The sequence below is a fragment of the Microbacterium sp. genome (genome assembly GCF_047602155.1).
Lineage (GTDB): Bacteria > Actinomycetota > Actinomycetes > Actinomycetales > Microbacteriaceae > Microbacterium.
Genome location: NZ_JASGHZ010000001.1, coordinates 639,301 through 655,607, shown reverse-complemented (window position 1 = coordinate 655,607; position 16,307 = coordinate 639,301). Strand labels below are relative to the sequence as shown.

At 70.7% G+C, this 16,307-nt stretch carries 11 protein-coding genes; 5 read left to right on the top strand and 6 right to left on the bottom strand.

From position 1 onward, the window contains the following. The first annotated feature begins 473 nt into the window (after positions 1-473). From QM720_RS03110 to QM720_RS03095, 4 genes are all read left to right on the top strand, one after another. Positions 474-1,463, top strand: coding sequence for a carbohydrate kinase family protein (locus QM720_RS03110; RefSeq protein WP_415124701.1), 990 nt, complete (start codon positions 474-476; stop codon positions 1,461-1,463). After that, entirely contained in the window at positions 1,460-3,838 is a 2,379-nt protein-coding gene (locus QM720_RS03105) for a glycoside hydrolase family 65 protein (RefSeq protein ID WP_415124700.1), read from the top strand. The genes QM720_RS03110 and QM720_RS03105 overlap by 4 nt, the downstream gene beginning before the upstream one ends. Before the next feature lie 31 nt (positions 3,839-3,869). Next, positions 3,870-6,080 carry a glycoside hydrolase family 3 C-terminal domain-containing protein gene (locus QM720_RS03100; RefSeq protein WP_415124699.1) on the top strand — a complete coding sequence of 737 codons (2,211 nt, stop codon included), beginning with the start codon at positions 3,870-3,872 and terminating at the stop codon, positions 6,078-6,080. Positions 6,081-6,151: 71 nt separating this feature from the next. Then, complete coding sequence (locus QM720_RS03095) at positions 6,152-6,580, top strand: nuclear transport factor 2 family protein (protein ID WP_415124698.1); 429 nt, start codon at positions 6,152-6,154, stop codon at positions 6,578-6,580. A gap of 137 nt (positions 6,581-6,717) precedes the next feature. On the opposite strand, the gene QM720_RS03090 is transcribed toward QM720_RS03095, so the two are convergent. The 6 genes from QM720_RS03090 to QM720_RS03065 all read right to left on the bottom strand — a co-directional run bounded on the left by QM720_RS03090 (position 6,718) and on the right by QM720_RS03065 (position 14,885). Next, positions 6,718-7,647, bottom strand: a complete 930-nt coding sequence (locus tag QM720_RS03090; protein WP_415124697.1) for a LysR family transcriptional regulator — start codon at positions 7,645-7,647, stop codon at positions 6,718-6,720. A gap of 66 nt (positions 7,648-7,713) precedes the next feature. Continuing rightward, positions 7,714-8,739: an ABC transporter permease gene (locus QM720_RS03085; protein ID WP_415124696.1), complete on the bottom strand. Its 1,026-nt coding sequence runs from the start codon at positions 8,737-8,739 to the stop codon at positions 7,714-7,716. Then, the gene (locus QM720_RS03080; protein WP_415124695.1) at positions 8,736-10,334 is read right to left on the bottom strand and encodes a sugar ABC transporter ATP-binding protein; all 1,599 of its coding nucleotides are present in this window, start codon (positions 10,332-10,334) and stop codon (positions 8,736-8,738) included. The genes QM720_RS03085 and QM720_RS03080 overlap by 4 nt, the downstream gene beginning before the upstream one ends. A gap of 163 nt (positions 10,335-10,497) precedes the next feature. Continuing rightward, positions 10,498-11,664, bottom strand: coding sequence for a sugar ABC transporter substrate-binding protein (locus tag QM720_RS03075; RefSeq protein WP_415124694.1), 1,167 nt, complete (start codon positions 11,662-11,664; stop codon positions 10,498-10,500). A 188-nt stretch (positions 11,665-11,852) separates the two neighbouring features. Continuing rightward, positions 11,853-13,265, bottom strand: coding sequence for an FAD-binding oxidoreductase (locus QM720_RS03070; protein ID WP_415124693.1), 1,413 nt, complete (start codon positions 13,263-13,265; stop codon positions 11,853-11,855). Between the two features lie 111 nt (positions 13,266-13,376). After that, positions 13,377-14,885: a helix-turn-helix domain-containing protein gene (locus QM720_RS03065; protein ID WP_415124692.1), complete on the bottom strand. Its 1,509-nt coding sequence runs from the start codon at positions 14,883-14,885 to the stop codon at positions 13,377-13,379. 147 nt (positions 14,886-15,032) lie between these two features. Between QM720_RS03065 and QM720_RS03060 the strand changes: the two genes are divergently transcribed. After that, positions 15,033-16,289 (top strand): MFS transporter, encoded by a 1,257-nt coding sequence (locus QM720_RS03060; protein ID WP_415124691.1) that lies wholly within the window; start codon positions 15,033-15,035, stop codon positions 16,287-16,289. Positions 16,290-16,307 lie beyond the last annotated feature (18 nt).

Here is a 16,307-nt window from a genome sequence, read left to right as displayed (position 1 = left end):
GCGGGGCGGCGCGGGGGCGCGCGTCGGGGTGCGGCGCGGGTGCGGCGCGGATGTGGCGGCATTCGGGCGTAAAGGTGGGTGTCACCCCGGATGCTGACACATCTGTGGCGGGGCGTTGCGCGGAGTTGGCGGCATCCGGGGTCACGTGGGGTGCATTGCCCCGGATGCTGACACATTCGCGGGGCGGCGCGGAGCGGCGCGGGGGCGCGCGTCGGGGTGTGGCGAGGGTGCGGCGCGGGGCGACGCGGAGGTGGCGGCATTCGGGTGCAAAGGCGGGTGTCGCCCCGCAAGCTGGCAAATGCGTGTGATGCGCCGCGCGGGCCAAGCGGCAAAAACCCAGGCCACGAAGGTTTTCCCGCGCCGGCGCGGGACAACACGCCCCGCAATGCGTCCCGGCGCGCTCGACGCGCGGGGCAAATCCGGCCAGAATGGGCCTCGACGCACTCGACGCACTCGATGAGGAGGCACGTTCCATGAGCGCCAGCGACCGCCCGTTCCAGAAGATCGCCGTTCTGGGTCCGATCCCTCGCGACCACATCATCACCCATCGCGGTGACGTGCTCGACAAGTACGGATGCGCCCTCTACACGGTGATCGCGCTGTCGTCGCTGCTCGGCGAGAACGGGGTGGTCCTGCCCGTCGTGAACGTCGCGGAGGAGGACGAGGCGGCGATCCGCGACATCCTCTCCGCCTACCCCAACGTGTCGCTGGAGGGCGTGCGCGCAAAGCCCCACGGCGGCGACGTCGTCGAGCTGCGCTTCGTCGACCAGAACAACCGCCTCGAGCGTCAGACCGGCTTCATGGCGCCGATCACCCCCGAAGACGTCGAGTTCGCCCTCGACGCCGACGCGTTCGTGTGCGTGCCGATCACCGACTACGAGGTGACCCAGACGACCCTGGAGTACATCCGCGCCCACAGCAGCGGTGTCATCCTGCTCGACGGCCACGGCCCGACGACGTCGATCTCGCACGGCGGCGAACGCGTGCGGCGCCTGTGGATCGACATCAACGAGTGGCTGCCGTCCATCGACATCCTCAAGATGAACCTCGAAGAGGCCGGCTGCAGTTGGCTCCCCGAACCCGGCGACGACCGCGCCCCGGGAGACCCGGTGACCCTGAACCACCTCGCCGAGTTCGCCGAGGCGACCCTGCGGCATGGCCTGCGCGCCCTGTGCGTCACGCTCGACGAGGAAGGCTGCGTCGCGTTCACCCTCGACGAGCAGGGCGGCCTCGTGCAGACCGTCGTCGGCCGGGTGCCGATCGAGCACGTCGTCGACACGACCGGATGCGGCGACTCCTTCGCTGCGGGCATGGCCTTCGGCTACCTCCTCGACGGCAGCGCGCAGACCGCCTGCCGCTACGGCAACGCCGTCGGCGCGCAACGTGCCGCGGCGACCCGCCTCGACGGCTACGGCGACTTCGCCACGACGACCGCGCAGATCCGGGCGGCGTACGGCGCATGAGCACCTCACTCGCACAGCAGTTCGGCGAGCTCGGCGCCGAGTGGACGATCCGCCAGTCGGGTTTCGACCGCGACGCCGCGAATGTCTACGAGACGCAGTTCACGGTCGGCAACGGCCGCCTCGCGGCGCGCGGGTCGCACGAAGAGCGCCACCGCGGCGATGTCCCCGGATCGTTCCTGGCCGGCGTCTACGACGGCCACGACGCGATCGTCATCGACCTCGTCAACGCCCCCGACTGGCTGGACACGGCCGTCGTCGTCGCCGGCACGCGGCTCAGCGTCGACAGCTGCACCGTCGTCTCGCACGAGCGGGCGCTCGACATGTCCACCGGCATCCTCTGGCGCTCGACCGTCTTCGAGGATGCCGAGGGCCGCCGCACCCGGTTCGACACCGCGCGCACGGCGTCGATGCGCGACCGCGACCTCGCCGTGCTGCGGGTGGAGGTCACTCCGCTCAACCACGGCGGCGAGGTGCAGCTGATCACCGGCATCGACGGCGACCGCACCAACATGGAGGCGCTCCCCGTCTACCCCAAGGGACGCACCTTCACGACGGAGGAGAAGTGGGCGAAGTGGGCCCGCAGCATCCACCTGGAGACGCAGGGCACCGTCGTCACGGGCGACGACGTGCTCGAGCTCACCACCCGCACGCGCGGCACCGGCGACGTGCTCGCCTTCGCCGCGGCGCTGTCGGTGACGCCGGCGGCATCCCGCGTCGAGACGGTGCGCGCGGCCGACGACGTGCGGCGCCTGGTCACGGTGCCGGTCGCCGAGGGCGAGACGGTGCGGCTCGACAAGGTCGTCGCGGTGCGCACGAGCCGCGACGTCGACGCCGTCCCGGGAGAGGATCTCGCCGCCCGCGCGATCGCCGCCGCCCGGGCGGGCCGCGAGGCCGGCATCGACGCCATCGTCGCGGACAGCACGGCCGAATGGGCGCAGCTGTGGGCCGCCAGCGACGCCGAGATCGTCGGCGACGACGAGCTGACGACGGCGGTGCGCTTCAGCATCTATCACCTGCTCATCACGGCGAACCCCGACGACCCCACCGTCAACATCGGCGCGAAGTCGATGAGCGGCGAGGGCTACCGCGGGCACGTGTTCTGGGACACCGAGTGCGTCATGCTGCCGTTCTACCTGCAGACCAACCCGGCGATGGCGCGGGCGCTGCTCGGCTATCGGTACCACACGCTCCCCGGCGCGCGCCGCAACGCGGTCGACCTGTACGGCAAGGAGGGTGCCCGCTTCGCCTGGGAGGCCGCGGCCACCGGCGACGAGGAGTGCCCGACCACCACCGCCGACGGCAGCGAGCGGTTCTGGACGCGCGAAGAGGAGGTGCACGTCACGGCGGACGTCGCCTACGGCATCTTCCGCTACGTCGAGGCGACGCAGGACATCGACTTCCTCTACGACTTCGGCGCCGAGATCCTCTTCGACACGAGCCGATTCTGGGTGTCGTTCGTCGAGACCGACGACGACGGCAGCGTGCACCTGCGTCAGGTGATGGGCCCCGACGAGTTCCACTCGCACGTCGACGACAACGCGTTCACGAACTTCCTCGTGCAGTGGCACCTGCGCTACGCCGCCGACGTCCACGACCAGCTGGCCGCCGACGCACCCGACACGCTCGCCGCGCTCGCGGCTGCTCTCGGGATGGATGCCGGCGCCCCCGCGCAGTGGCGCGATGTCGCCGACCGCATCGTGCAGGGCGTGGCGAACGAGCACGGCGTCATCGAGCAGTTCGCCGGCTATTTCGAGCGTGAGGACGTCCCCGTCGCGGAGTGGGACGAGAACGACATGCCGAAGTATCCCGAGGGCTACCACCACCACAACCTCGAGGGCACGCAGCTGCTCAAGCAGCCCGACGTGCTCGAGCTGATGCTCATGTTCCCCGAGGAGTTCAGCCACGACGTCAAGCTCGCGAACTTCGACTATTACGAGCCGCGCACCCTGCACAAGAGCTCGCTGAGCCCGTCGGTGCACGCCAAGATCGGCATCTCGGTGGGCGACCGCACCCGCGCGCTGCAGTACTTCACGCGCTCCGCGCTCGTCGACCTCGCGAACAACCAGGGCAACACCGCCGACGGCATGCACATCGCCTCGGCGGCCGGCACCTGGACGACGCTGACCGGCGGCTTCGGCGGGCTCACCGTCGACCACGGCGTGCTCGATTTCGCGCCGTGGATTCCGCCGGAGTGGGAGGCCGTGCGCTACACGTTCTCGTGGCGCGGGCTCACGCTGCGCGTGCACGCCGACCACGACGCCACCACGATCGAGGTCTCCGGCCCAGCGGGCGCCGAGTTGACGGCGACCGTGAACGGACGACAGACGGTGCTGCGCGCCGGCGAGAGCGCCGTCGTCCCGGCCGCGAACGACTGACCGCATCCACACCCACACCCAGGAGCACCGCATGACCGACGTAACCGCATCCGACCTCACCCTCGAAGAGCGGGCCTCGCTCACCAGCGGCGCCGACTTCTGGACGACGAAGCCGCTGGAGCGGGCCGGCATCCCGGCGCTGATGCTGACCGACGGCCCGCACGGACTGCGCAAGCAGGCGGGCGCCAGCGACCACCTGGGCCTCGCGGAGAGCGTGCCCGCCACGTGCTTCCCGCCGGCGGTGGGCCTTGCGGCATCGTGGGATGCGGCGCTCGCCGAGCGCATCGGCGAGGCGCTCGGGGTCGAGTCGGCCATCGAGGACGTCGCGGTGATCCTGGGGCCGGGCATCAACATCAAGCGCTCGCCGCTGTGCGGCCGCAACTTCGAGTACTTCTCCGAAGACCCGATCGTCTCGGGCATCATGGGCGCGGGCCTGGTGCGCGGCATCCAGTCGAAGGGCGTCGGCTCGTCGCTGAAGCACTTCGCCGCGAACCAGCAGGAGACCGATCGCCTGCGCTCGTCGAGCGACATCGACCCGCGACCGCTGCGCGAGATCTACCTGCGCGGCTTCGAGCGCGTCGTGAGGGACACGCAGCCGTGGACGGTCATGTGCTCGTACAACCGTCTCAACGGCGTGTGGACTTCGGAGGACCCGTGGCTGCTGACGCAGGTGCTGCGCGACGAGTGGGGCTTCGAGGGTCTCGTCGTCTCGGACTGGGGCGCCGTGCACGAGCGCGTCGTGGGCCTGCCCGCCGGCCTCGACCTCGAGATGCCGTCCAGCGGCGGCCGCACCGACGCGCAGCTGGTCGCGGCCGTGCGCGACGGGTCGCTCGACGAGGCGGCCGTGACGCTCGCCGCCCAGCGGGTCATCGACCTCGTGAACAAGGCGGAGGCGCGCCCGCGCATCGGCGGCCCGCTCGACGTCGCCGCCCATCACGCGCTCGCCCACGAAGCCGCGACCCGCTCGATCGTGCTGCTGCGCAACGAGGGCTCGGTGCTGCCGCTCGCGCCCGAGGCGCGCGTGGCCGTGATCGGCGAGTTCGCGCGCACGCCGCGCTACCAGGGCGCCGGGTCGTCGCAGATCGTCCCGACCCGGGTGGATGCCGCCCTCGACGCCATCCGCGCCGCGGCCTCCGGCGAGGTCGCCTTCGCTCCCGGCTTCACGATCGACGGCTCCGGGGATGCCGGCGCCCTGCGCGCCGAGGCCGTCGCCGCGGCGGCGGGCGCAGAAGCGGCCGTCGTGTTCCTCGGGCTGCCCGCGGCGGAGGAGTCGGAGGGCTTCGACCGCACCCACATCGACCTGCCGGCGCTGCAGCTCGAGCTGCTCGACGCCGTCATCGCGACCGGGACGCCCGTCGTCGTCGTGCTGTCCAACGGCGGAGTCGTCGCACTGCCGTTCCGCGACCGCGTCGCGGCGATCGTCGAGGGGTGGCTGCTCGGCCAGGCCGGCGGCTCCGCGACGGCCGACGTGCTGTACGGCGTGGTGAACCCGTCGGGCAAGCTCACCGAGACGATCCCGGTGCGGCTCGAGGACAACTCCGCCTACGGCAGCTTCCCCGGCGAGCTCGGGCACACGCGCTACGGCGAGGGCGTGCTCGTCGGCTACCGCTGGTACGACGCGAAGAAGCTCGAGGTCGCGTATCCGTTCGGTCACGGCCTGTCGTACACGACGTTCGCGTACGGCGACGCGTCGGCGTCCGTGGACGCCGGCGGCGACGTCGTCGTCACCGTGCCCGTCACGAACACCGGCTCCGTCGCCGGGCGCGAGATCGTGCAGGTGTACACGTCGCTGGCCGCCTCCGTCGTGCAGCGCGCGCCGCGTGAGCTCAAGGGCTTCGCCGTCGTCGAGGTGCAGCCGGGTGAGACGAAGGATGCCGAGATCGTCCTGCGCCGCAGCGAACTCGCCTACTGGGACGAGCGGCCGCAGGCGTGGGTCATCGAGGGCGGCGAGTACCTCGTGGAGGTCGGGGCCTCGAGCCGCGACCTTCGCAGCTCGACCTCGGTGACGCTGGCCGGCGACGACGTCGTGCTGCCGATCTCGATGGACTCGTCGATCGAAGAGCTGCTGGCCGACGCGACCGTCGGCGGCGCCCTGCGCGCCGCACTGGAGGCTCGCCACGGCGCCGGGGTCGAGTACCTGCTGCGGCTCGTCGGCAACTTCCCGGTCGGCCGGCTCGACGGTTTCCCGCTGCCGCGCGAGGACATGGTCCGCTTCGTCCGCGAGGCCGGCGGGCAGCTCTAGCGCCCGGTGCCGGTAGTAGGCATCGGCGCAGCGAGGTTCCCGGCATCCGTCACCCGTCCTAGCGTGGAGGCATGGACGAGCCACGCTTCCGGGAGTACATCCGCCGGTTCAACGAGGAAGACGACACCGCCTTCGACGACTACCTCGCGCCCGACATGCACATGAAGAACGGCACGCTCGAGTTCACCGGCGTCGACGGGATGAAGCACCACTACCGCGACCTCATCTGGCCCGATTTCGTGGAGCGTCTGACGGTGCCGCGGTTCGTGTCCGATGCGAGGCGCGCCGCGATCCAGATGAACACGGTCTTCACGGCCAAGCACGACGCCGACGCGTCGCTGTTCGGTCCCGTCCGCACGGGCGAGACGTTCGAGTTCGACGGTGTCATCATGTACGAGATCGACGAGACCGACCGCTTCAGCGACATCCTCGTCGCCTACAACTCGTTCGTCTACACCGACCTCGACGGCAACAGCAGGGATCTCGGCATCCCGCACTGAGCACCGGGCGCACACCCCGCCCCGTTGACCCCGCCCCTTGGCGTCGACCAGGCCGGTTGCGCACGGTTCGCAACCGGCCGGCTCGTGCGCAAGCGGCGGGTTCGACGGCTGCGATGCGGTGTCGTGGCCTGGGGCGCTCAGGGGGCGTCGGTGCCGAACTCGACGAGCTCGGCGGCGCGGCGCAACTGCTGAACGAGCCACTGCAGCGCGGGGTCGTCGGACTTCGACGGATGCCAGTGGGCCGCCTCGACGAGCACGCTCGGCGCGATGGGCGTCTCGGCGATGACGAGCCCCAGCAGGTCGGCGTAGCGGGTGGCGGTGCGCTCGGGCACCCAGCCGACCCACTCGGTGCCCGCGATGGCGAACGGCACGGGCATGAAGCCCTGCACCGTCAGCGCCGTGCGCGGCACGATGTCGGCGGCGCTGAGCATGTCGTCGATGTGCGTCGAGGAGTGCGCGCCGAACACGCAGCGCACATGACGCAGCCGGCGCAGCGCGTCGAGGCAGAGCGCGCCGTCCCGGAGGGCGGGATTGGCGGCATCCACGATGCATACGAACCGGTCGGAGAACAGCGACGCCCGCTTGCCGGGCACGCCCCGCCCGGTTCCGGCGATCATGATGTCGCGGCGCAGCAGGTCGACCGGCGACACCACGTCTTCGATGGGCAGCGGCACGAACTCGACCCGGGTGTGCGGCGCCTCGCGGCCGAGCACCGTCAGCAGCGGGCTCGTGATCTCGGCGAGCACGTAGTCCGACGCCGACACGAGGAATGTGCGGGTGCTCTCGGCGGGGGAGAACCCCGGCAGCGTGTCGAAGGTGCGCTGCACCGACGCCATGCACTCCGCGACGCTCGGGATGAGCGACGTGGCGCGCGGGGTCAGCACGAACTGGCGGCCCTCGCGCTCCAGCAGCGGATCGTCGAACAGCTCGCGCAGCCGGGACAGCGCGCTGCTGACGGCCGGCTGGGTCATGCCGACGCGCTCGCCCGCGTGCGTGAGGTTGCGCTCGCTGAGCAGCGCATCGAGCACGACGATGAGGTTCAGGTCGAGCTTGCGGACGTCGCTCACGTGCCCCATCCTACGGAGGATGCCGCGATGCCGACGCCCGGCCCGCTCTCCGCGCGGGACGCGCACTCAGCCGAGCTTCTTGCGCCGTCCCAGGTAGGTCGACAGGGCGACGGCGGTGATCAGCGCGATGCCGTTGAAGACGTTTGTCGTCCAGCCGGCGAAACCCATGAACGTCAGGCCGGTCACCGACACCGAGAGCAGGATGCCGGCGATGACGGCCCCCCACACGTTGAAGAAGCCGGGCGTGATCGCCGTCGCGCTCAGGAAGATGAACGTGATCCCCTTGAACAGCAGCGAGCCTCCGTCGCTCGCTGTCGCGCTGCCGACCTGGGCGAGCTGCATGATCCCGGCGAGCGAGCCGAGCAGCGACGCGATGGCGAACGCCCACCACAGGTTGCGGTCGACGCGGATGCCGACCAGGCGCGCCGACGGCGTGCTCGAACCCATGCCGTACAGCGAGCGGCCGAAGGGGGTGTGCGTCAGGACGTACCAGACGATGAGCGCGATGACGAACACGGCGTAGACCGGAACCGGCAGACCGAGGAACTTGGTCGTGGCGAATTTCAGGATGAGGAACCCGGCCGGGGCGGACAGGCGCTGGCCGCCGGTCCACAGCATCGAGATGCCGTAGAGCAGCAACGACATGCCGAGCGTCGTCACGAACGGGTTCATCTTCAGCCGGGTCACGAAGAACCCGTTCGCGAAGCCGATGATCGGCGACAGCAGCACCGGTACGACGATCGCGAGCCACACCGGCCAGCCGAAGCCGTTGACGGTCGTGTCCATGAGGCGGGCGGCGAGCACGCACGTCAACGCCGCCGTCGCGCCGACGGAGAAGTCCATGTATCCGGCGACGAAGGGGAACATCGCGGCGAGGGCGACCATCAGGGCGCACAGCATGTTCGTGAGCACCGTGTTCAGGCTCGTCACGGTGAGGAACTGGGTGCTCGTTCCCGGATAGATCGCGAAGAACCCGATGACGACCAGGGTGAGGATGATGAGGGTGTACTTCTCGAAGAACGCGGTGACGCGAGATGGGCTCTTCGCGACGACGACGGTGTCGGTCGGTGCCGCGGATGCGGGAGAGGTCATGACGTCGTTGTCCTTTCGAGGGTGGATTCGTAGATCGTGCGTCGGGTGCCCGGTTCGCGCAGGACGAGAGAGGTGAGGCCGTCGACGTCGGCCTCACCGGCGAGCACTTCGCCGGTGATGCGCCCGCGCGCCAGGATCAGCACGCGATCGCACAGCGCGTGCAGTTCGGCCATGTCGCTGGAGGCGACGACGACGGTGCAGCCCTCTCGGGCGGCGACACGGATCGTCTCGTAGATCTCTGCGCGGCTCATCACGTCGACGCCCTGCGTCGGCTCGTCGAGCAGGAGCAGCCGGGGCTGCCGCTGCAACCAGCGCGCGAGGATGACCTTCTGCTGATTGCCGCCGGACATCGAGCTGAACAGCGCGTCGGCGCCGGCCACCTTGACGGTGAAGCGCGAGATCAGTGCGGTGGCGGCCTTGCGTTCGCGTTCGCGGGGCATCCGTCCGCCGGTGAAGTATTCGTCCAGCATCGCCAGGGCGAGGTTGTCGCTGACGGTGAGATCCATGAACGCCGCTTCGCGCACGCGGTTCTCCGGCACCATGCCGACGCCCGCGGCCATCGCGTCGTGCACATCGCGCGGAGCGTAGCGTGCGCCGGCGAGAGTGAGCGATCCCGCCGAGGGCGCGTGCACGCCGAACAGCGCCTGCAGCAGGGAGCTTCGCCCCGAGCCCTGGAGACCTGCGATGCCGAGGATCTCGCCCTCGTGCGCCGTGAAGGTCACATCGCGCAGCGGGCCGGAGGAGAGGTGGGCGACCTCCAGCGTCGGCTCCCCGCGGGTGTGCGCACGCTCACCGGTGGGCGCGAGGGCGACGGTGAGACCGCCCGCCATGAGGGAGATGAGCTCGTCCTCGGTGGGGTGGGCATCGGTGAGGGTGCCGACGACCTTGCCGTCGCGGAAGACGGTGAAGTCGTCGGCGACGTCGAGGACCTCCTGCAGACGGTGGCTGACCATGACGACGGTCTGACCGCGGTCGGCGAGGCGGCGCACCTTCTCCAGCAGCAGCGCGGACTCCGCGGCGGCCAGCGAGGCGGTCGGCTCGTCGAGGATCAGGATGCGGCGCTCCCCGTCGCCGCTGCCGCGCAGCGCCCGCGCGATCGCGACCATGGTGCGGTCGGAGGGCCGCAGGTCTGCGACCGCGCGACGCGGATCGATGTCGAGGTCGTACTCGATGATCGTCTCGGCGACCTCGGCCTCCAGCGCACGCCAGCGGATCTTGCCGAGCTTCGAGAGCGGAAAGCCCGTGTCCAGGCCGAAGTTCTCCGCGATGGAGAGCTCCTCGAACAGGCCGAGATCCTGGTGGACGAAGCGGAACCCGGCGTTGTGGGCGTCCTGGGCCGTCCACGCGCGCAGATCGCGACGCTCGCCGCCGATCTCCAGTTCGCCGCCGTCGGCGCTGTACACGCCGGCGAGGATCTTGATCGACGTGCTCTTGCCGGAGCCGTTGCCGCCCAGGACCGCGTGCACCGTGCCGGCCCGCACCGCGAGCGAGGCCTTGCGCAGCGCGCGGGTGCCGCCGAACTGCTTGTCGACGTCATGGAGGCGCAGGACGTATTCGTGGACGTTCTGCGCAGAGCTCACGATGCTCACGGTCACGACTCCTTCGTCGACGGACCCCAGGTGCGGTCTCGAGCACTATGCAATCACTCGGCCCCGCCCAGCGCGACCCTGCGGCGCTGATGCCTGTCATCGCCGCGGCGAGCACGACGCGAGGCCCCCGGACGAATCCGAGGCCCCGCGTTCGGGTGAGTGCGGAAGGCTACTCGACGCCCCACGACGTCTTGAACGCCGTCTTGAAGTCGACGTCGCCGACGTAGTCGCCCGAGTCGGGCATGTTGTTGTCGGCATCCACGAGCTGAATCTCCTCGCCGATGTAGGCGGGGTCCTGGCCGGCCAGCACGCGGATGGCCGTGTCGATCGAACCCCACGCGCCCCACTCGGACGCGTAGCCGACCGTGGCGTCCAAGCCGCTGTCGCCGGCCTTGATGAGCTCGAGCGCCGACTCGTCGCCGGAACGGCCGATGATCAGCAGCTGGTCGTCGAGACCGGCCTGCACGATGGCCTGCGACAGGCCGCCGGTGAGCCAGCCGTCGACCGGGACGATGAGAGCGTTGGCCTCGGGGTGGGCGAGCAGCTCGGTGAGCACCTTCTGGACGTATGAGCCGTCGCCGTTCTCCTCGTCGCTGACCTCGACCGTGTCGACGACGGCGGTGGAGGCGTCCAGCCCCAGCGTCGTCAGCTCTTCGTTGAACCCGTCGACGAGGTACTGGCCCCACGGGCCGCCCGTCGCGTTGAGGACGATGGCCTTCAGGTCGTCGCCGATCTTGCCGTAGGCGTAGTCGGCCTGCAGCTTGGCCTGCTTGTACCAGATGCCGGTGTCAGGGTCTTCGTCCTCCAGCCAGTAGCGGATCGAGGCCCACTGCTGCGGGTCGCAGTTGTCGACACCGCCACCGCCGACGGTCGTGACTCCGGCGTCCTTGGCGGCGGTGAATCCGGTCTGCGCGGCGATGCAGGGGAAGCCGATCGGCGAGATGACGTTCGCACCGGCGGCGACGGCCTGGTTGACGGCGTCGGCGAAGCCGGTGCCGCCCGAGTTGAGGTTGCCGTCGGCGATGGCCGCGGTCCAGCCGGCGGTCTCGGCGGCTTCGACCATCGCGGCGGCCGGGAGGTGGCAGCTGGGCACGGCCTCACCGCACGAGATCACGTAGAACGACTTGTCGGCGGCGACCTCCACGGGCTCGAGGCCGGACAGGTCGGAGCCGTAACCGGCGTAGGCGGCATCCAGGGCTGCCTGCTGGGCCGCACTGACCTCGCTGGTGCTGTCGGTGTCGGACGAGGTGGGCGTTTCGTCGGACGAACACGCGCCCAACCCCAGGGCGAGCAGTGCGGCTGCTGCCGCGACGCCCATCTTGCGGATTTTCTTCACGGGACACTCCTGCTGTGTCAGGAGGCGTCGCGGCCGCGGATGCGGCATCGTTGCCTCGATCGGGTGCTGGCCGCGTTGCCAACTCGATCATCTCAGCAGGAGGCGTCGCGTGAGGGAACGTTCTCGCGTCGATGTGTGCCATCGTCGTGCATGATGGCCGTCTCGGTGAGGCGGGATCGCGCCGCGGATCAGCGCGCCGCGTCCGCCCGCTCCCAGTGGTTGACGTTGAGGGCGTCGTGGTCCTTCGCCAGGTAGCGGTGGAAACGCCCCTCCGGGTCGCGCGCCGCGATGATCTCCTGCAGCCGCGCCCAGTTCGCGGGCGCCATGAACTTCAGCTGCCGGTGCGTCATGTCGGAGTCGCCCAGGTACTGTCCCGCGGTGACGGGCTCGGCGTGCGCGAACACCTCGCTGACCCAGGCGCGGTTGCGCGCGTACTCGGCGGGATCCTCGTACACCGTGTAGGCGGCAACGTACGCGTCGGTGTGCAGCGAGAACGCCATGTCGGGCAGCGCGCGGCGCGGCGCGTTGCTCATCCAGATCGCGAAGCCCTTCTCGGTGGGGTTCGTCGTGAACAGGGGGCGGATGCCCTCGACCATCGCGGCGATGCCCTCCGGGGTGTCGTCGCCGTCGATCCAGGCGTTGTCGCAGATGTACTGCCAGTGCTCGGGATTGTTGCGCAGCTGCTCCTCGCGCTGCGCGGCGAGGGTGGAGGGGGCGGCATCCTGCACGAACACGGCGCGCTCCCGCACCGGCGACGTGTGGAACGCGGCGAGGGACGCCTGCGCGTGTGCGAGATCGTCGCCGAAGGCGAGGCCGGTGACGAGGAAGAGGCGGCGCTCGCCGCCCTCCGGAACCGGAACGGGCACCGACACGCAGACGATCTCGACGTTGTCGGGGATCTGGTGGTGCGCCGTGTACATCCACGTCATGACCTCGGTGAAGTCGTCGAGCTCGTAGCCGTGCACGGTGTGCGCGAGGGCGCCGAACTTGGGGCGCGTGGCGAGGTGGAAGCGCACGACGATGCCGGGGAAGGCCGGGCCGGCGCCGCGCGCCGCCCAGTACAGGTCGCTGTGGTGCTCGGCGTCGGCGCGCACGAGGTCGCCGTCGGCCGTGACGACGTCGACGGCGACGACCGATTCGGCCGCCCAGCCCCAGCCGCGCTGGTTCCAGCCCTGGCCGCCCTGCAGGAGGAACCCGCCGATACCGACGGTCGGGCAGTGGCCGCCGTTGAAGAAGCGTCCGCGCTGTTCGAGGTAGGGCGAGAGCACCTCGCCGCCCTTGACGGCGGGGCCGGCGCTGGCGATGTGGGTCGCCTCGTCGTACGCGATGTCATCGAGCGCGCCGAGGTCGATGAGCAGCCCGCCGTCGCGCACGCTCCACGCCGCCCACGAGTGACCGCCGGAGCGGACCGCGACCGTCCAGCCCCGCTCCTTCGCGAGCCGCACGCCCTTCTGCACGTCGTCGACGTTCGCGGCGATGAGCACGGCGTCGGGCTGACGGTCGGGGCGCCGCCCGTTGAACACGCGGCCGACGCGGGCATCGTCCCACCCAGCGTCGCTCGGAAGCACCAGCGTGCCGTCGAAGGTCAGGTCGTGGGTCATCGTCGATCTCCTCGGAACGTTCGTCGGAATGCGCGCGGCATCCGCCGCAACGAATCTAGAGGGCCGTCGCCGATCGGGGCAGATGTCGCCGGGCATACCTGCTATCGCACGTCAGCCGTGCAGCAGGTCGTTCCACGACAGGGCGAGCGCGACGCGTGAGATCGTGCGGTAGTCGCGCAGCGACGAGCCGAGCAACCGCTCGATGCGGTCGATGCGCTGCTTGACCGTGTTCGGGTGCACGTGCAGCCGCGCTCCGCAGAGGGTCGCGCTGCCGTCGCAGTCGAGATAGGCGCGCAGCGTCGACACCAGCTCGGTGCGGTGACCCGCATCGTGGCGTTGCAGCGGTTCGAGGACATCGGCCGCGATGCGGGCCGCCACGGCCGGTTCGAGTGCGGCGGCGACATCCGCCAGCCCGCTCACGTCGGCCGAGCGCACCGGGGTGCCGCGCGCGACCGAGAGTTGGGCGGCTGCCCCCGCACGCTCCTGAGCGCGCGGCACCTCCTGCCAGCGCGCGAACCGCTCGCTGATGCCGACGCCCGCGACGCCCTCCAGAGACAGCGCGCGCGTCGCGAGGGCGTCTGCCGCGTCGTCGCCGGCGCAGAGCACGACGACGCTGGCGGCGAGGTCGGCAGCGGCGATGGGCGCCTCGCCCGGGGCGGACCGGGTCAGCGTTCGCACGGCACGATAGGCCGCGTCGTCATCGATGCATCGCGCCGTCAGCAGAACGAGCGGACACTCGCGCAGCAGTCCGAGAGCAGCCGCGGCATCCTGCGCGGCACGGTCGGGGCCGCCGCGGCAGAGCCGCAGGAGCGCGGCGCCGGCTGCGACGGCATCGTCCGCGCGGTCGCGAGAGACGCGTTCGTGCGCCGCGGATACCGCGACGGTCGCCGCATGCGCGACGATCGGGCCCGCACCGCTGTCGGATCTGGACGTGAGAGCGAGCACCGCCGGCACCGGGTCGGCGTCACCGCCGAGCGCCGCAAGCGCCCCCAGGGCGATGTGCAGCGCCGCCTGCAGTTGCGCGGCCGCCGCCACCTCGCGGTCGAGCTCCTCGGCCAGGTCATCGCCGCGCCGACGGAGGGCTGCGGCGCGGTGGGCGATGTCGAGGGCGAGGGCGATGTGATGCCCGACCAGCAGCAGATCCTCGCGCTCCTGGGGGTCGGGCGCGTGGCGGCGTCGCCAATACAGCGTGAGCACGCCGAGCGGGCGCCCGGCGTGGATCAGCGGAACCGCGGTCATCGCCCGCATCGTGAACCCCGTGCGTGTCGCGCCCGCGATGTCTTCGACGACCTGGATGCGGCCACCGAGGAACGCCTCGGCGCTCGGGCTCCGCGGCCCGGGCTGCACAGTGCTGCTGCGGATGTCATCGAGGTCGATCGTCTCGGAGCGCATCGTCTCCGCGTGGTGGGCGCTGATGCCCTCGATGCCGTGCACTGTGGCGACCCGCAGCGTGGCGCCCTCGGCGTCGGGGATCCGCACGGCGCTCATGTCGCAGCCGGCGAGCTCCACGGCCTTGGCCGCCAGCAACGCCATCAGCCGGTCGGGAGAGCGCAGCCCCGCGCCATCGATGACCGCATCGAGGAGCACGTCGGCAAAGCGGGACGCGAGTGGTGCGGACATATCGTTCCTGTCTACATCGCCATTTGATATGAGATATCGGTGTTGATTCTGACATATCGCCCGCCGACCGCTCTTCCTACGATCGTCAGCACACGCTCGACGCGGCGCGCCGCCGCACCGCCAGACTCCAATGGAGGAGACCCACTCATGACCACCGCACTCGCGCCCAGCCGCCTCTCCGAGGCGCGCTTCGGCTGGCGTCCGCTGCTCGGGTCGACGCTCGGCGTCGCCGTCGGCATCGGCTCGATCCCGCTGTACACGAACTCGGTGCTGTTCCACAATCTCGAGGAGCAGTTCGGCTGGCAGGAGAGCGCGCTGACGCTCGTCTTCCTCATCTGCAATCTGCTGCTGGCGCTGGCCTCGCCGTTCGCCGGTCGTCTTGTCGACGCGATCGGTTCGCGGCTGCCGGCGCTGATCTCGGCGATCGCGCTCGGCGCGAGCTACCTCGTGCTCGCGATCGCGCCCGACAGCTTCTCGTTATACGTCGTCACGCAGGTCATCGTGTACCTGGCCGCCGCATGCTCGGCCGCCGTCGCCTACGCCAGGCTCGTCACACGCTCCTTCGACCTGATGCGCGGTCTGGCGCTCGGTGTCATGAACACCGGGCCGGCGATCGTGGCGATGCTGATCCCGGCGGTCGCGGCGTCCGCACTGGATGCCGGCGGCATCCGCGGCGCGTATGTCACGCTGGGTCTCATCTGCCTCGTCGGCGGGTCGCTGTCGTTCCTGCTCATCCCGCGTCGGGCGGATGCCGACGCCTCCGCCGCGCCGGATGATCTGCCGTCCGTGGCGACCGCCGCGGTGCCGCAGGTCGTGCGGTCGCTTCGGCTCAACCGCACGCTCGTGACGATGTTCGTCGCGTTCTTCCTGATGGCGCTGGCCACGATCGGCACGATCGAGTTGCTGTTCGGGCTGCTGCTGGAGATCGGGGCGACCGAGGGCGAGGCGATCGCGATGCTCGGCTCGTTGGGGCTCGTCATGTTCATCGTGCGCTTGGCGATCGGCGCTCTGCTGGACTGGCTGCCTGTCACCTGGGTCGCCGCGGTGGCCTTCGTCCTGTGCGCGGTCGGCCTGGCGTCGCTCGCGCTCGTCGGGGCGCCCGTCGCCGGGGTCGCGGTGCTCGCGCTCGGGCTGGCGCTCGGCTCGGAGACCGACATCATGGCGGTGTTCGTGTCGCGTTACACGAGCCGGGGCGTCTTCGGTCGGGTGTTCGGCATCGGGTCGCTCGCCTTCGGCCTCGGCGTCGCCGCCGGCCCCTTCCTGCTGTCGCTCGTGCACGAGGCCACCGGCGCGCCGGTGGCACCCCTGCTGGTCGCAGCCGGGGCCCTGGTCGCCGCTGCCGTGCTGTTTCTCACCGTGCCGAGCATCCGCCCCACCGCGGCGCGCCGTCGCGACCTCGCCTGAAGACCACTCATTGATAAG